The sequence below is a fragment of the Pedobacter folensis genome (assembly GCF_056490665.1).
On record NZ_JBWJIF010000002.1, the window covers coordinates 1,243,402 to 1,258,792 of the forward strand.

Genomic DNA, 15,391 nt, shown 5'->3' on the forward strand with positions numbered 1-15,391 from the left:
TCTTTGATAATAAATGATTTAAGTGGTTCGTAGTAAAAAAAGTCGCATAAAAAAAGAAAATGTTGCACGCTATATGATGATTTTTTTATCTTTGCATCGCAAACAGGAACAGCGGGAAAGAAATTAAAAATATTTTAAAATCACTCTTGCATATTTAAAATAAGGTTCCTACATTTGCATTCCCTTTCGAGGAGAATATCCTTGAGAAGTTTTTGTCCGATAGTATAAGGGTAGTACAACGGTTTTTGGTACCGTTTGTCTTGGTTCGAATCCAGGTCGGACAACGAAAATTTAACGTCGGATCATGTTTTAAATAGACATGATCCGATTTTTTTTAACCGTAAACTACACGAACCCATGCCATTGCAGTTTAACCCGGTAAAACTTTTTTCCGGAACAGGTTCTAAGGGATTGTCACTTAAGATTGCCGAACATTACGGCAAGCCACTTGGTAGCGTAACCATTCACAAATTCAGTGATGGAGAGTTTCAGCCTTCCTTTGATGAGTCAATTCGTGGTAGTGATGTTTTTCTAATCCAGTCTACTTATCAGCCCAGCGATAATTTAATGGAACTTTTGTTAATGGTTGATGCTGCTAAAAGAGCATCGGCACATTATATTACAGCAGTAGTTCCTTATTATGGTTTAGCCCGTCAGGATAGAAAAGATAAACCGCGTGTAGCAATCGGTGCCAAATTGGTGGCGAACTTATTAAAATCAGCAGGTATCCACCGCATTATGACGATGGATTTGCATGCTGCACAGATACAGGGTTTCTTCGATATTCCGGTTGATCACTTAGATGGATCGGTAATCTTTGTACCTTATATCAAAAGCTTAGGCTTAAAAAACTTAACTATTGCATCGCCAGATATGGGCGGTTCGTACAGGGCACGTACTTTTGCCAAGTTTTTTAATGCTGAGGTAATTATTTGCGATAAACGCCGTAAACGTGCCAACGAAATCGAATCGATGTCGATTATTGGTGATGTGACCGGACAGGATGTGGTATTGATCGATGATATTTGCGATACTGCTGGAACCTTATCAAAAGCTGCGGCTTTGATTATGGAAAACGGTGCAGCAAGTGTAAGAGCGGTTTGTACACATGCGGTATTATCAGGCAAAGCAATAGAAACGGTAGAAAATTCGGTATTAACCGAGTTAATCGTTACGGATACCATTCCATTAAAACAGGAAAGTCCGAAAATCAGGGTGCTAAGTACAGCCGGTTTATTTGCAAGGGCAATTGCCAATGTAAACGAGCATGGTTCGATTAGTGATCTGTTTAGAGTATAAATAAGGTTGAAGGTAGAGGGTTAAAGGCTTAAGGTCTTGATACTCGACACTTAATACTGATTACTAATAAATAAGGCGGTAGGTAGAGGGTTAAAGGCTTAAGGTCTTGATACTCGATACTTAATACTGATTACTAATAAATAAGGTGAAAGGTAAAGGGACGAAGGCTTAAGGTCTTGATACCCGATACTTAAACTTGATACTAATAATTAAATAAAAATAAAATGAAAACAATCGCAATTAGCGGTTCTCCAAGAGAGAACGTAGGGAAACGCGATGCCAAGGAACTTCGTTACGAAGGTAAAGTTCCGGCGGTATTGTATGGTGGAAAAGAGCAACAACACTTCGCTGTAGTTATTGCTGACTTAAGAGATGTTATTTATACCCCGGATGTAAACTTTGTGGAGATTGATGTGAACGGTACTAAAACTAAAGCTATCGTAAAAGACACTCAATTTCACCCACTTACCGACGTATTAATGCATATCGATTTTCTTCAGTTATTTGACGAGAAAGAAATCGTTATGGAGATCCCGGTTAAATTAACAGGAACTTCTCCAGGTGTTAAAATGGGGGGTAAATTAATCCAGAAATTACGTAAACTACGTGTTAAAGCATTACCAGCTGATATGCCACAAAACGTAGAAGTAAGCTTAGAGAAATTAGAAGTAGGTAGTTTATTCCGTGTTCGTGACCTTAAAGGTGATAAATACGTAATCACTAATACTCCTGAAGATACTATCGTTTCTGTTGCAATGTCTAGAGCATTAAAACAAGCAGAAACTGAAGCTGCTAAAGGTAAAAAATAATCAGGATTCTTAGGATTTCTTGATTTCAAGATGAAGCGTTTCGATTTAGTTCGGAACGCTTTTTTTATTTACACCAGGATTCATCCGCTAATCGCCTCACGCTAACCGCCTCACGCTAGCCGCTACAACCTGTCTGGAAATGAATGAGTTAAATTCGTCGTATAGACTCCCGACTTCGGACTCGGGACTTCGGACTTTTTTTTATCTTTGCGCCATGAAATATCTTATAGTTGGCTTAGGAAATATCGGACCAGATTATGCGCACACCCGGCATAACATTGGTTTTGATATTGCCGATGAACTGGTTAAAAATTTAGATGGAAGTTTCGAGAATATCCGCCTGGCTTATTATTCTGAAGTGAGCTTTAAAGGACGTAAACTCCACGTTATTAAACCGACCACCTTTATGAACTTAAGTGGTAAAGCGGTAAACTATTGGATGAAAGAGCTAAAAATAGCACCAGAAAATGTTTTGGTTATTGTTGACGACCTTGCATTACCGCTGGGTAAGCTAAGGTTAAAGCTGCAGGGCTCCAGCGCTGGCCATAATGGTTTAAAAAGCATCGAAGAGGTTTGTGGCGGACAAAACTACGCGCGTCTCCGCTTTGGCATTGGCAGCGATTATCCGAAAGGCAGACAGGTCGATTTCGTTTTGGGCTTGTTTGATAAGAATGAACAATTGGAGCTTCCTGCATTGATTGATAAAAGCGTTGAGCTGATTAAAAGTTATGTAACCGTTGGGCCTGCCCACACCATGACGGCTTTTAATAAGTAATGGTTAATTGGTTAACTGTTCGTGCTGTCATCCTGAATGCAGCAAGGAATCTTTTATGACGAAGGAATTCCCAGGAGAGATAAAACAAATTTAACCTTATATGTTCCTCATTGTCTTATGTGGTAATAAGTGGCAAGGTTCCGTTAGAAAGGATAATTTGGAAAGCAATTGCAGAGGCTCTTTTTATAGTTCGTCCTGCTTTTCATTGCAAGTCCTCACCCGATAGAGGATCGGGCTCCGGGCTTTCCATTTCAATCAGGTTTAAAGGGCAGTATTTTTGCTGCTATTAAAGGTTGAATGGCATGGTTTTATAGATGTTCTTTTCTGCACCATGTAATTTCAAATAGGACTGCTGGCCGCGCCACCTAAACCCGATTACAGCGAACATCCCGATTTTAAGCACTGTTTTTTTGCTTTTTATGGTGTGCTTGCTTGTTTCACAGGTTACATCGGGATAAAGCGTAAAGCGGGGCCGTCTCATCAAAAAAAATAGCTGCCCCTGATTTTCAAAAAAACAATGATTAGTAGAATAGCTCGTCTATCGTTAGGCGCGCAACCCATTGCAGAAATAGATTTGTCATCCTGAGCCTGTCGAAGGACCTGCTATAATACATCGCAAAGCGTTTCGACAGGCTCAACATGACAGATCCGAACAGATATCAATCTTTTGAAACTGCCTCAAAGACCGATTGATGAATATTCAATAAACAAAAAAAGATCATCTTTCGATGATCTTTTCCTAAATATGTTTTAGTTAATGATTATTTAACTTTTTCCTGAGCTCTTGCAATGTAAGCATCAATTAATTGTGCTTCTGCGCTCTCCGGATATTGAGTTTTTACTTTAGTATAAGCTTCAACAGCACCTTTAAAATCATTTTGGCTTTCGTTAACCAAACCTAATTTCTTCAGGAACATTGGTGAAGTAAATTTACTTGCTTTATCTGCTGCTTTTTTATAGTAAGTAGCTGCTTGTTTGTAGTCTTTCAATTCGCTGTAAGCATCACCTAATAAGCCTAAAGCCAATGGATCTGCAACCGGGCTGCCAGTAGCGCTATATTTACCTAATGATTCAATCGCTTGTTTGTATTCGCCTTTGCGCAAATAAATACCACCCAAATAAAGGTTCGCTAAGTTTGCCGATTTTGTGTTATCGTATTCTTTAGCAATCTGCTCTAAGCCCGGGTAGCCACCTTCGCCTTTAACCGCTTTGTTCGATAATGAATCTACGCCAACAAATTGCTCTGCTTTGTACATTTTGCTAGCGGCTTCTTCAGCACGACCTTTTAAATACACGCCTTGATACCAAAGATATATTAAAACTAATAAAACTATAGCACCTGCAATAAACAGTAAGCTCTTATTATTCTCTTGTAAAAATGAACCTTTTTTAGTTGGTTGAATTGTCTGGTTATCTGTTGTAGACATGTTTGTTTAAAAAATTTAAGATTGCAAAAATACATTTTTCAATCAAAGTATCAATCTTTATTTTGAAGTATTTGATTAAACATTAGTTATTTAGGCGTGCAGATTGTAAAATCGTGATGAACATTAGCGTAACAAGCTAATTAATGTATTAAACCAGGTTTGGTTATCGCTAAAAATACCGGTGTGGTTAATCACCAAATAGATCGTTTGACTTTCAGAGCGGCTCAGCGTTGATCTAATTCGGATGGGTTGCCAGAATGCGCCGAAGTTTTTGGCCGAGGAAGCCGGAAATAAATCGTCGAAGCCCATATAAACCTCTTCTATGTGTGATAGTGGAAGTTCTAATTGCTCGTCTCCGGTGATAAAAAGGCCGTTAGAGGCCAGCAGGATATTGCCCTCGTGATTATGAATTGGCTTTAAAAACGAAAATAAACCTGCTATTTTTTTAATCCAGCCTGAGCTTTTCTCATTGGTAAGTTCATGATCGTAAGACCACAGAACATTCCCTTCTAACATTTTTTGTGCAACCATCTAATTTTCCTTGCTATGAAAGTACAATTTTTTTAAATGTTATTAACGTTTATTTTAAACAATGGGTGTTAAGAGGCTAAAAAACGGTAAATTTGTGACATATTTATGTGGTTAAAAAATATTACCCTTCTAAATTTTAAGAACTATACCGATGCAGATCTCCATTTCTCGGAAACTGTGAACGTTTTTACGGGTAATAATGGCTCAGGTAAAACGAATATGCTCGATGCCATTCACTATCTCTGTCTATGTAAAAGTTACTTTAACCCCATCGATAGCCAGCAGATTAAAACCAACGAAGAGGTTTTTATGATCCAGGGCGATTTTGATCGCAATGAAAAAAATGAAAAAATTTCATGCGGTGTAAAACGCAATCAGAAAAAACAGTTCAAACGTAATAAAAAAGAATACGAGAAACTGGCCGATCATGTTGGGCTTTTTCCGGTGGTGATGGTTTCGCCTTATGATGTAAACCTGATTATGGAAGGCAGCGAGGAACGGAGAAAGTTTATTGACAATGTGATTTCGCAAACCGATGCGCATTACCTCGATCAGCTGATTACCTATAACCGCATTCTGTTAAACCGGAATGCTTTGCTAAAACAGATTGCGATTACCAGAAAGTATGATCCTACGCTGCTCGAAATTTTGGACGAACAACTGGTTTTTGCCGGCAATAAGATATTCGCTATCCGTAAAGCGTTTATGGATGAGTTTATTCCGCTGTTTAACCAATATTATACCTACCTTACCGAAAACAAGGAAATTGTTGAGCTGAATTATCAGTCGCAATTAAATGAGGCTACTTTCGAAGAACTGTTAAAAAAATCAGTAGAAAAAGACCGTGTACTGGAGCGGACCACAACCGGTATCCATAAAGATGAACTGGCTTTTGTGATCAGCGATATGCCTTTAAAGAAGTTTGGCTCACAGGGTCAGCAAAAATCATTTTTAATTGCTTTGAAGATTGCTCAATACGCTTACCTTGCCAAAAACAAAGGATTTAAGCCTTTGCTTTTGCTGGATGATATTTTTGATAAGCTGGATGATAACCGCGTTCAAAAACTTATGCAAATGGTTTCCCACCATGATTTTGGGCAGATATTTATTACAGATACAGGAAGAGAAAGAGTAAAATCAATTTTTGAAAAAATAGAAGTTGATGTAACTTTGTTCGAAGTAGATAACGGAACTATACAAAATGCGTAAACCCAATGATGTTACTGTAAAAGATGCCATCAGCAAAATGCTGGATGTATACCGTTTGCGCCGTAAATTCGACGAAACTTCCATCTTGTCTATCTGGCCGGAAATTATGGGCACCGCTATAGCCAACAGGACCAAACAGATTTACATCCACGATAAAAAACTATTTTTACGTATCGAATCTTCAGTCATCAAAAATGAATTGGTGATGGTGCGTCAGGGCATTATCCAGAAACTGAATGAACATGCCGGTAGTGTGGTGATTACCGAAATGATTTTTTTATAAGGCATAATAAAAGGGCATAAGATTTCCGCTTATACCCTTAATATTTCTATCTAAGCTTCCATTCAGGACTTAGGACTGTAGACTTCAGACTGAGGACTAAACTAACTCCTTCCTCCAAATACCTTCGACAGAATCCAGATAAGCAGTGCAACCACTACCACTACAATAATAATACCCGACCAAACGCCGGCTTTAAATATACCTTCTACGAGTTCACAACTGCTTAAGGTGCTGCATAAAAATGCGATCAGTGCTAAAGGGAATGCTCTTTTCATATTCATGTTAATTTGTAATAGCTAACATCGAATAAGTGAGAAAGTTTTGGTAAACGTCAAGATTCGTCCTGCCGAACTTGTTTCAGCATCCCAATTTGCTAACATCTAATTGCATATTTATGGCTACAGCCGTTCGGTAATAAACCCGACAAAGCGGCATAGCCCGCATCCTGATATTTCATCGGGAGAGGACCATAAGCGGTGGCGGGGCTACACTGGCCACCTAGCATTAAACACTGTTTTCCAAAAAAAAAAAGCCTGCTCAATAGATAAGCAGGCATCTTTACTATAATTTTTAAAGATTGTTATTTTCCGTTCACTTTTAACAATTCCACCTCAAAAATTAAAGTGCTGTAAGGCGGAATATCCTGTCCTGCGCCACGTTCGCCGTAAGCCAGGTTGTAAGGAATAAAGAATTTATATTTCGAACCGGCAGGCATTAACTGTACGCCTTCTGTCCAGCCTTTAATTACCTGGTTTAAAGGAAAAGAAATCGGCTCGCCTCTGTCGTAAGAGCTGTCGAATTGTTTTCCGTTTAATAATGTTCCTTTATAATGAACCAGTACCGAATCGGTTGCCAATGGTTTAATGCCAGAGCCAGCAGTTAAAACTTCGTATTGTAAACCGCTTGCAGTTGTTTGTACACCTGCACGTTTTTTGTTCTGTTCTAAGAAATCTTGTCCTTCTTTCATAATTGGTGCGTATTTAATTTTATTTGCGGCTTCTTCAGCTTTGTTTTTTACTGATGATGCCTTGGCTAATGCCTCGTTAATACATTGTTGTGCCTGCTGTTGCGTTAAAATAACCTTACCTCCAGTAAATGCATCTTTTAGTCCTTTTAACAGTACTTCGTAATTTAGGGTAGAAAGGCCGGTTGTTTTTAAACCTGCGCCGATGGAAGTACCAAAAGCATAACTGGTAGAATCTAAGGTAGATTTTAAACCTGCAGTAGCGCTTGATGTTTTATTTGCAGCTGTGGTTGGTTTTTTGGCAACAGGTTTCTTTGCTGTTGTTTTGGTTTGTGCATAAGATGCAACAGCGATACCGGATAGACATACCGCTAAAAAAATTCTCTTCATTGATTATTTTATGTGTAATTAATTCCAACAGGTTTAAAATGGTGGATGATATTTTAAGGCCGAAAGATACAAAATAGATAAAACAATAAAACCCCGAATGTTCGGGGTTTTATTGTAAGTTTTTTGTGTTGGGAACTAGAAACGTTCGTCTGCTTTGAAGAAGAAGTTACCTTCAATTTCTGCATTCTCGTCAGAATCTGAACCGTGAACCGCATTTGCATCGATTGATTTTGCATATTTCTGACGGATAGTACCTTCTGCAGCCTCAGCCGGGTTAGTTGCACCGATCAGTTTTCTGAAATCTTCAATGGCGTTGTCTTTTTCTAAAATAGCAGCAACAATAGGTCCTGAAGACATAAAGCTTACTAAATCTTTGTAAAAAGGACGCTCAGCGTGAACAGCATAAAACTGACCTGCAGTTTCGTCTGTAAGTTTAGTATATTTTAATGCAATGATTTTGAAACCAGCATTAGTAATGTCGTTAATGATTGATCCGATATGGCCGTTTGCTACTGCATCAGGCTTAATCATGGTAAAAGTTCTGTTAGTGCTCATTGTGTTTTTGATATCAAATTTTTTGCAAAAATACGTTTTAATTGATGAATAATCAATAAACATTGTTTTTCAGTCGCGAATCGACGTTAGTAATGGATAATTAGGCTTAAAATGGCTAACTGAGCTTTTTTTATGCTGTATAATCCTGTTAATCTCCATCTCTTTTAAAACTATGATCCTACTAATCCTAAAATCCTTTAATCCTAATCTAAATTTACTTAGCTTTGCAGCGCAAAAAATATATGCTTACACTAACTGAATTAAAAACATTATTGGCTACGCCACAACGAATTGTGATCACTACGCATCACAAACCCGACGGCGATGCGATGGGTTCATCTTTAGGTTTATATGGATATTTAATTCAAAAAGGCCATCATGTTAAGGTGGTCACACCCACAGATTACCCTACCTTTTTACATTGGATGCCTAATAATGGCGATGTTATTATTTTTACGGAGCAGCAAGAAGAAGCAGCCAGGTTAGTGGATGAAGCTTCGGTTATTTTCTGCCTTGATTTTAATACCCTAAGCCGTATTAATGAGTTAGGCGAATTGGTTAGGGCAGCGGGCGCAAAAAAAATCATGATTGATCATCACCTCGAACCTGAGGATTTTGATGATTACCGTCACTGGGATATCAATGCCTGTGCTGCTGCGCAGTTGGTTTACGATTTTATTGTTAACCAATTGGAAGATAAAGCTGGGATCAATAAAGATGTTGCTGCTTGTTTGTATACCGGTATTATGACCGATTCGGGATCTTTTCGTTTCCCATCAGCAACAGCTGAGGTTTATCGTATTGCAGCAGATTTGATCGATCTGGGTGCAGAGCATTGGAAAATCCATCAATTGGTATACGATAACGCAAGCGAAAATCGTTTACGCTTTTTGGGTTATTGCCTGTCAAACAAGTTAGAGGTGATCAGAGAATACAATACCGCCATTATTTCGGTTACCAAAGAAGAACTGGCACAATACCATAGCGCAACCGGTGATACGGAGGGCGTGGTGAACTATGCTTTATCAATTAACGGGATCCGTTTAGCCGCATTAATTGTTGAGCGTCCGGATAAAGTTAAATTATCGGTGAGGTCAACAGGCGATTTTCCAGCCAACGAAATCTGTAAAAAGTATTTTAATGGCGGTGGGCACAGAAATGCAGCAGGTGGTGCAGCAGAAAAACCTTTAGCTGATGTAATAACCGAATTTAAATCGATATTAGCAGAATATAAAGAACAATTGATTGCTTAGAAACAAGAAATAAAAACAATAAAAACTTAAAAAAGTCAAATTAAATAAATGAAAAAGGGAATTATTATTCTAGCAGCAGCCACTTTAGGTTTAGCGGCATGTAACAAAGAGAAAAAGGGAGCTGGTGGGTTATTGTATACCATTCACCACTCGGCAGGTAACGAGAAAATTAAAGAAGGCGATATCGTTAAAATGAATTTTATTCAGAAAAACGATAAAGATTCAGTTTTATCAAGCACTTTCGATAGCGAAACTCCTGCAGTATTTCCTGCACAGAAAAAAATGTATGCTGGTGATATGAACGATGTTTTAACATTGTTTGGAGAAGGCGATAGCGCTACTTTTAAAGTAAACTTAGATACTATGGCACTTCATAGTAAACAACCTAAGCCAGAGCAGTTCAAAAATGATAAATACATCACTTTTACAGTAAAAATCGAAAAAGTATTCAAGAAAAAAACTGGCGAAGCTGATTCTACTTTTAACAAAAGAGCACAGGAATATTTCCAGGCTGATTATAAAGCTACTACAGAAAAAAGAAAAGCTGCTGAACCTGCTAAACTTAAAGCATATTTAGAAGATACTAAACTGGCTACCAAAACTACTGCAAGTGGATTACACTACATTATAGAACAAGCAGGTAGTGCAGAAAAACCAGCTTTAGGCGATACTGTATTAATTGATTATACTGGTAGAGTAACTAAAAAAGGTAAAGATGGTAAATACAAAATCTTCGATACAAGTGATGAGAAACTGGCTAAAGCAGAAAACGAATTTAAGCCAGGTAAACCTTACGGTCCTCAAAAAATGCCAGTTGGCGGTACAATCCCAGGATTTACTGAAGCTTTACAGTTAATTGGTAAAGGTGGTAAAATTAAAGTGATTATTCCTTCTAACTTAGGTTATGGAGAGCAAGGTGCACCACAAGTAGGTATTATGCCTTTCAGCCCTATTGCTTTCGATTTAGAAATCAAAGATATTATCAAAGGAAAACCAGCTCCAGCGGCTCCAGTTGCTCCGGTTGTTAAAAAATAATTTTTTAACCAATATTTTAAAATCCTGCTTATTTAGTTAAGCAGGATTTTTTTTGCCCGTATTTTTTTGATACTGAACCAGGAAATAAAACATTTCAAAGATTTATAAAAACTTATTATAACCTATCTTTGTAGTGATCTAATAAAATAGCAGGTATTTTGAAAAAAAGATAGTCCAGCTGTTTTTAAATAAATAAAACTTAAATGAAGAACAGAATTATTATTCTCTTGGCAGCAGCATTAGGTCTGTCTGCCTGTAACAAATTCGAAAAGGGTGAAGGAGATATGACTTACAAGATCTATAAAAGTGATGGTAAGCCAAAAATTCAGGATGGCGATTATGTAAAGTTAAACGGCGTCCAAACGGTTGAAACCAATACTAATCCCGATTCGGTAATGGTAAATACCTATGATAATGAACGCCCTGCTTTCTTTGCCATTAGCAAATCGATGTTTAAAGGCGATTTAGCCTCGGGCTTAAAACTGCTTGGCGAAGGAGATAGTGCTGTTTTTAAATTGAACCTGGATTCGATGGAGAAATATTCAGGTCAGCCTAAACCAAAAGGCTTAAAATCAAACATTGCTTCTTTTACGATTAAAATTGAGAAGGTATTGCATAAAGGGAAAGATCCTGATTCGATTTTCGAAGCGAAGAAACGACTTTTCTTTGAATCGGAATACAAAGCACTAAATGAAAAAAATAAAGTAGTAGAGCCTGCTAAAATTGCCAAATATGTCGCCGAGAACGATTTAAAGGTGACTACTGCGCCATCTGGATTGCAATATGTCATTTCTGCTCCGGGAAACTCGGAAAGAGCAACTTTAACCGATACGGTATTAATGGACTACACGGGCCAGTTTACCAACAAAAAATCGAATGGAACATTGAACGTTTTTGATACTTCGAATGCTAAAATTGCAAAAGAAGCCGGGATTTTCTCTGAAAGTGTTCAATATGTGCCACGTAGCTTACCCTTAGGCCAATTGCCACAAGGCGTTATCCAGGGTATTCAGCTTATTGGTGTTGGCGGTAAAATCAAAATGATTTTGCCATCAAGACTGGGTTTTGGTGAAAATGGCGGCGGACCAATTAATCCATTTACGCCACTGGTATTTGATGTAGAACTGAAAGGTATTATTAAACCAAATGTGGCAGTACCGCTAGCGAAGTAAAATATTTACCATCACAAAAAAAAGCGCAAGGATCAGTAAATTATCATACTGGGCTTGCGCTTTTTTTATATTAAGAAATTGATAATTATAGTAGCAAAATAAAATTTTTGTTTAAATTAGATTAACAAAACAATTAATCATCCCCTATTATCACTATGCGCTCAAACAGTACTACGATGTTTCTGGGCCTGAAATTAATGCTGTTTAGCATATTTTTCAATCTTTTTATAAAGGATGGATATTGTAGACAGGTAATGGCTTTGTATCATTACCCAAAGTGCCGTAAAAATAACCAACGTATTTCCAAATGGCTTCACTCAACCGCTATGCAAAGGCAGGATGTTAATTTATTGGAAAATACTGAAAACAAATTGCTACTTACCTTAGTTAAAAACATAAAATTTAAAGCTTTTGATAGAATATTGGGTAGATTTTGAAAAAAGTTAAACTTAATTAAAATCGCTTCAAATTTTTTGCCCGAAATGCTGGTGAAAAAGGATTAACGTTTTAAAACTAAACTTTATGGAAAAGATCAAGGTCTTTTTAATTCACGATTATGATGCATTAATGGATAGTGTTGAATCCATTCTGAGTGATTCTGAAAGTATTGTTGTTGTTGGTAAGGCCAATTCTGCCGCGCTTGCCGAGCGATTGATTAGAACTAAAACGCCAGATATTGTGGTTGCCGATGTTAGTGTTTGCGAGAAGATCGGAGCTGATTTAACTAAATTGATTAAAAGAGAATTTCCGAAAATTAAAGTTATTGTGCTTTCTATGCAGGATGATTTTATCAATATTTCGAAAATGATCAAGTCGGGGGCGACCGGTTATTTATTAAAAAATGTAAAGTTTCAAGAATTGCATAAAGCCATTAATAAAGTGATGCTTGGCGAAACTTATATACAAAATTCCATTACAGCTAAATTTATTAATGGTTACCAGCGGGAAAATCATACTGAAGAAGTAAATATTTTGTCGCCGCGTGAAATAGAGGTTATCAGGTTGATTGCTAAAGAATATACTTCGGCAGATATTGGCCGGATGCTGTTTATTTCTGAGCATACTGTAGAAACCCATCGTAAAAACATCTGGCGCAAAACCGGTGTAAAATCAATTGTTGGTTTACTGAATTTTGCGTACGAACATCAGCTGATTTAATTATAAAACAGACCTCGCAGGATGCAGCAACCTGCGAGATCCATTTGCATTTTTAAGCTTGTGCTTCCAGATACTGGGCATAACAATAGCCTTCTTCGCCATCGTTGGTGCGAACCAGCCACCATAAATCGTTGCTTCTGTTTACGAGGGTAATTACCTCGCCATGGGCAGCTTTACCTACAATGGGTTGATCCGTTCCGGGGCCCTTACGGATATTTAAATTACTGCTCTGTGTAATCACTTTGGCATGGGTAACGGCGGCATCAATAGCCACATTTACATTCAGCACCAAATCGCCAGACGTAAAGTTTGGATCAATCTGATTATAAACTTCCCAAAGGTGATCTTTAGTTGCACCATCGGCAGCAGTCCCGTCGATGTATAGAATCCCGTCCTGCTCCCTTACTGCTAAATCTGCTATGCCTGCCGCAGTTGCTGCGTCAGTTAATGCTTTGTATTTATCTGCTAATGCCATGGTCGGGTTTATTTAACGGTTAATTTATTATCGATTTTTTTAGGGTTTAATGCACTCAAATGTTGCATTAAAGTAATTAACGAGGCTTTTTTAATTTCGCCTGTCAGGAGAATCACACCATCTTTAACTTCGGCTTTCACCGTCGGAAAATCTTTGGTAGCGTCAGCAACATTTTTGATTAAAACGGGGTCTTCGGCAATTACAACAGGCAAATCTGCTGGTTTAACCGTTAAGTTGTTGATTACAGATTTCACGCCTTTTTCTGCCTTTGCAATTTCTTCTGCTTTGGCTTTTGTAGCTTCATCATCAACCTGGCCCGTTAAAGTTACTTCGCCTTTAGTAACTGCCACGGTAATACCTGCTGCCTCTTTGGCTTGAATTGCAGCCTGGATTGCCGCATCTTTTGGTTTACAGCCTACAAAAAATAGTGTAGCTGCAATAACCATGCTCATTAATAATTTAGTTGTTTTCATCCTTTTGGTTTTATATTGATATTATTTGATAATACAATGCTTAGAAATTAAAATAATTTCCGCTTTACCGGTGGGATGATTTCGATAAAGCTAATATATGAAATGCATTTAACTAGAAAGTGAAATCTATTAATTATTTATAAAAAAGGCGCTGGATATAAAAAGACCTCACAGGTTTTCAAACTTGCAAGGTCTATAGGTTGTACTAAATCCAGTCTTTAAATGGCTTTACCGTTAAATTGGAGTTGTAATATTTTTCTTCTTCGGTAACTTCTTTGCTTACCCAATCCGGGAGGTCGAATATTTCGTCTTCACTTTCAAGTTCAATTTCGGCAACAATCAAGCCTTTGTTATCACCTAAAAATACATCTATCTCCCAAACTTTACCGTTAACCGTAATTTCATAGCGTGTTTTTGAAAGTTCAGATAAAGCGAAATTATCCAATAATTCTGTGGCCTCAGCAACCGGGATTTCATACTCGTATTCCATCCTGGTGGCACCAATCGTTTGGCCTTTTATCGTTAAAAAACCTTTGGTTTCGGTTGCCCTTACGCGCACCGTTTTATCTTTATCGCTCAGTAAATAACCTTGTCTAAAAAGTTTTCCTGCTGGTTTGCTCAGGTTATCCCACTTCTGCTGATTGATCAAAAATTTACGTTCTATTTCTTTACCCATTAAGTTTTCTTCTTTGATCAATTCTTTTTTAATTTTTCATAAACCTGTTCAAGGTCATCTTTTGCCGTAGTATATTTAAAATATTGCGGCATGTATAGAATAGAATTATAGTATATCTTCTGGCCTTCTTCTTTTCCTTTTAATTGAGTTGTGGCTACAAATTGCACCATAAGCGTATTATACAAATTATTAACGTGAACAACATTGTAATGTTCTGGTTTATCATACCCAGTCCATTCGAAATCATCGTAGCCAAAATCTGTATAGTAGAAATATGGTTTATTGTTGAAAGTCGGCATCTTACTATAAAATTCTAAGATTTTAGCATTATTCTTCATCATACTAAGAACTTTAAAGCGTTTTCCGATTAGTTCATCTACTATGCTTAAGAAAAATATTCCCTTTTCAGCGTTGTTTTTTAAGCCAAAACTTTCAATATCAATATTTATATCGCTCATGTCATGATCATTAAACAACATTGCTATACCACCATGTAAGCGGTAATAATAGTTGTCCAACAATAGTTTTTCATCAATTTTGGTGTTTAATATTTCATTCGCTATAGTTAAAGAAGGCCTATCCGTTTTGGTTTTGCCGCTGTTATTGTAGTGGATCTCCCGAAGTACGTACCACATCATCAATTCATCATTGTCAGGTCGTTTTAAATGTGCCAAGATTTCTTTTCTGCCCTTACCAACTTCCAGTAATACATCGACAAGATGAGATAACTTTGATGTTCGCAATGATTCAATTGACTTTGCAAATTCATCACCTGTTGCATTTACATTTGCCGAATAGATTTCTGAAATGGCAACAAGATTTGTTAAATCTTTAGCTTCCAGTTTTATTTGGGCACTGCCGAAAATGCTAAAAAAGCTTAAGATCAATGTGAGCGTTATTTTCATTT

Annotated in this window: 18 protein-coding genes; 9 read left to right on the plus strand and 9 right to left on the minus strand. The window is 37.4% G+C overall.

The genetic code is table 11. The features are described from left to right. The first annotated feature begins 357 nt into the window (after window positions 1–357). The 3 genes from AC04QZ_RS13875 to pth all read left to right on the plus strand — a co-directional run bounded on the left by AC04QZ_RS13875 (window position 358) and on the right by pth (window position 2,883). Window positions 358–1,299 carry a ribose-phosphate pyrophosphokinase gene (locus AC04QZ_RS13875; RefSeq protein ID WP_184468076.1) on the plus strand — a complete coding sequence of 314 codons (942 nt, stop codon included), beginning with the start codon at window positions 358–360 and terminating at the stop codon, window positions 1,297–1,299. 224 nt (window positions 1,300–1,523) lie between these two features. Beyond that, window positions 1,524–2,108, plus strand: a complete 585-nt coding sequence (locus AC04QZ_RS13880) for a 50S ribosomal protein L25/general stress protein Ctc (RefSeq protein WP_086549085.1) — start codon at window positions 1,524–1,526, stop codon at window positions 2,106–2,108. A gap of 214 nt (window positions 2,109–2,322) precedes the next feature. Further along, on the plus strand, window positions 2,323–2,883 hold the full coding sequence (gene pth / locus AC04QZ_RS13885) for an aminoacyl-tRNA hydrolase (RefSeq protein ID WP_029278331.1): 561 nt from the start codon (window positions 2,323–2,325) through the stop codon (window positions 2,881–2,883). A 761-nt stretch (window positions 2,884–3,644) separates the two neighbouring features. On the opposite strand, the gene AC04QZ_RS13890 is transcribed toward pth, so the two are convergent. Both AC04QZ_RS13890 and AC04QZ_RS13895 read right to left on the minus strand, forming a co-directional pair. Further along, window positions 3,645–4,310, minus strand: a complete 666-nt coding sequence (locus AC04QZ_RS13890; protein WP_478358238.1) for a tetratricopeptide repeat protein — start codon at window positions 4,308–4,310, stop codon at window positions 3,645–3,647. A gap of 123 nt (window positions 4,311–4,433) precedes the next feature. Further along, complete coding sequence (locus tag AC04QZ_RS13895; protein WP_086549087.1) at window positions 4,434–4,841, minus strand: hypothetical protein; 408 nt, start codon at window positions 4,839–4,841, stop codon at window positions 4,434–4,436. Between the two features lie 105 nt (window positions 4,842–4,946). Between AC04QZ_RS13895 and recF the strand changes: the two genes are divergently transcribed. After that, window positions 4,947–6,050, plus strand: a complete 1,104-nt coding sequence (recF, locus tag AC04QZ_RS13900; protein WP_086549088.1) for a DNA replication/repair protein RecF — start codon at window positions 4,947–4,949, stop codon at window positions 6,048–6,050. Next, a complete protein-coding gene (locus tag AC04QZ_RS13905; RefSeq protein ID WP_086549089.1) occupies window positions 6,043–6,333 on the plus strand; it encodes a DciA family protein in 291 nt (96 codons plus the stop codon). The genes recF and AC04QZ_RS13905 overlap by 8 nt, the downstream gene beginning before the upstream one ends. Before the next feature lie 101 nt (window positions 6,334–6,434). On the opposite strand, the gene AC04QZ_RS13910 is transcribed toward AC04QZ_RS13905, so the two are convergent. From AC04QZ_RS13910 to AC04QZ_RS13920, 3 genes are all read right to left on the minus strand, one after another. Beyond that, window positions 6,435–6,608, minus strand: coding sequence for a hypothetical protein (locus AC04QZ_RS13910; RefSeq protein ID WP_478358239.1), 174 nt, complete (start codon window positions 6,606–6,608; stop codon window positions 6,435–6,437). Window positions 6,609–6,913: 305 nt separating this feature from the next. Further along, window positions 6,914–7,687, minus strand: a complete 774-nt coding sequence (locus AC04QZ_RS13915) for an FKBP-type peptidyl-prolyl cis-trans isomerase (protein ID WP_478358240.1) — start codon at window positions 7,685–7,687, stop codon at window positions 6,914–6,916. A gap of 135 nt (window positions 7,688–7,822) precedes the next feature. Next, the gene (locus tag AC04QZ_RS13920; RefSeq protein ID WP_025144153.1) at window positions 7,823–8,242 is read right to left on the minus strand and encodes a nucleoside-diphosphate kinase; all 420 of its coding nucleotides are present in this window, start codon (window positions 8,240–8,242) and stop codon (window positions 7,823–7,825) included. 242 nt (window positions 8,243–8,484) lie between these two features. Between AC04QZ_RS13920 and AC04QZ_RS13925 the strand changes: the two genes are divergently transcribed. The 4 genes from AC04QZ_RS13925 (at window position 8,485) to AC04QZ_RS13940 (ending at window position 12,860) form a co-directional block, all read left to right on the plus strand. Continuing rightward, window positions 8,485–9,495 carry a DHH family phosphoesterase gene (locus AC04QZ_RS13925; RefSeq protein WP_086549092.1) on the plus strand — a complete coding sequence of 337 codons (1,011 nt, stop codon included), beginning with the start codon at window positions 8,485–8,487 and terminating at the stop codon, window positions 9,493–9,495. 48 nt (window positions 9,496–9,543) lie between these two features. After that, complete coding sequence (locus AC04QZ_RS13930; protein WP_478358241.1) at window positions 9,544–10,530, plus strand: FKBP-type peptidyl-prolyl cis-trans isomerase; 987 nt, start codon at window positions 9,544–9,546, stop codon at window positions 10,528–10,530. 203 nt (window positions 10,531–10,733) lie between these two features. Then, window positions 10,734–11,702 carry an FKBP-type peptidyl-prolyl cis-trans isomerase gene (locus tag AC04QZ_RS13935; RefSeq protein WP_478358242.1) on the plus strand — a complete coding sequence of 323 codons (969 nt, stop codon included), beginning with the start codon at window positions 10,734–10,736 and terminating at the stop codon, window positions 11,700–11,702. Window positions 11,703–12,224: 522 nt separating this feature from the next. Beyond that, window positions 12,225–12,860 (plus strand): response regulator, encoded by a 636-nt coding sequence (locus AC04QZ_RS13940; protein ID WP_478358243.1) that lies wholly within the window; start codon window positions 12,225–12,227, stop codon window positions 12,858–12,860. Window positions 12,861–12,912: 52 nt separating this feature from the next. Here AC04QZ_RS13940 and AC04QZ_RS13945 read toward each other — a convergent pair whose 3' ends face one another. The 4 genes from AC04QZ_RS13945 to AC04QZ_RS13960 form a co-directional block, all read right to left on the minus strand. Then, entirely contained in the window at window positions 12,913–13,335 is a 423-nt protein-coding gene (locus AC04QZ_RS13945; RefSeq protein ID WP_478358244.1) for an SH3 domain-containing protein, read from the minus strand. 8 nt (window positions 13,336–13,343) lie between these two features. Beyond that, on the minus strand, window positions 13,344–13,808 hold the full coding sequence (locus AC04QZ_RS13950) for a BON domain-containing protein (RefSeq protein WP_478358245.1): 465 nt from the start codon (window positions 13,806–13,808) through the stop codon (window positions 13,344–13,346). Between the two features lie 205 nt (window positions 13,809–14,013). Further along, window positions 14,014–14,505: a CYTH domain-containing protein gene (locus tag AC04QZ_RS13955; protein WP_478358246.1), complete on the minus strand. Its 492-nt coding sequence runs from the start codon at window positions 14,503–14,505 to the stop codon at window positions 14,014–14,016. After that, complete coding sequence (locus AC04QZ_RS13960; RefSeq protein WP_478358247.1) at window positions 14,502–15,389, minus strand: hypothetical protein; 888 nt, start codon at window positions 15,387–15,389, stop codon at window positions 14,502–14,504. Before AC04QZ_RS13960 ends, AC04QZ_RS13955 begins: the two co-directional genes overlap by 4 nt. Window positions 15,390–15,391: the final 2 nt, after the last annotated feature.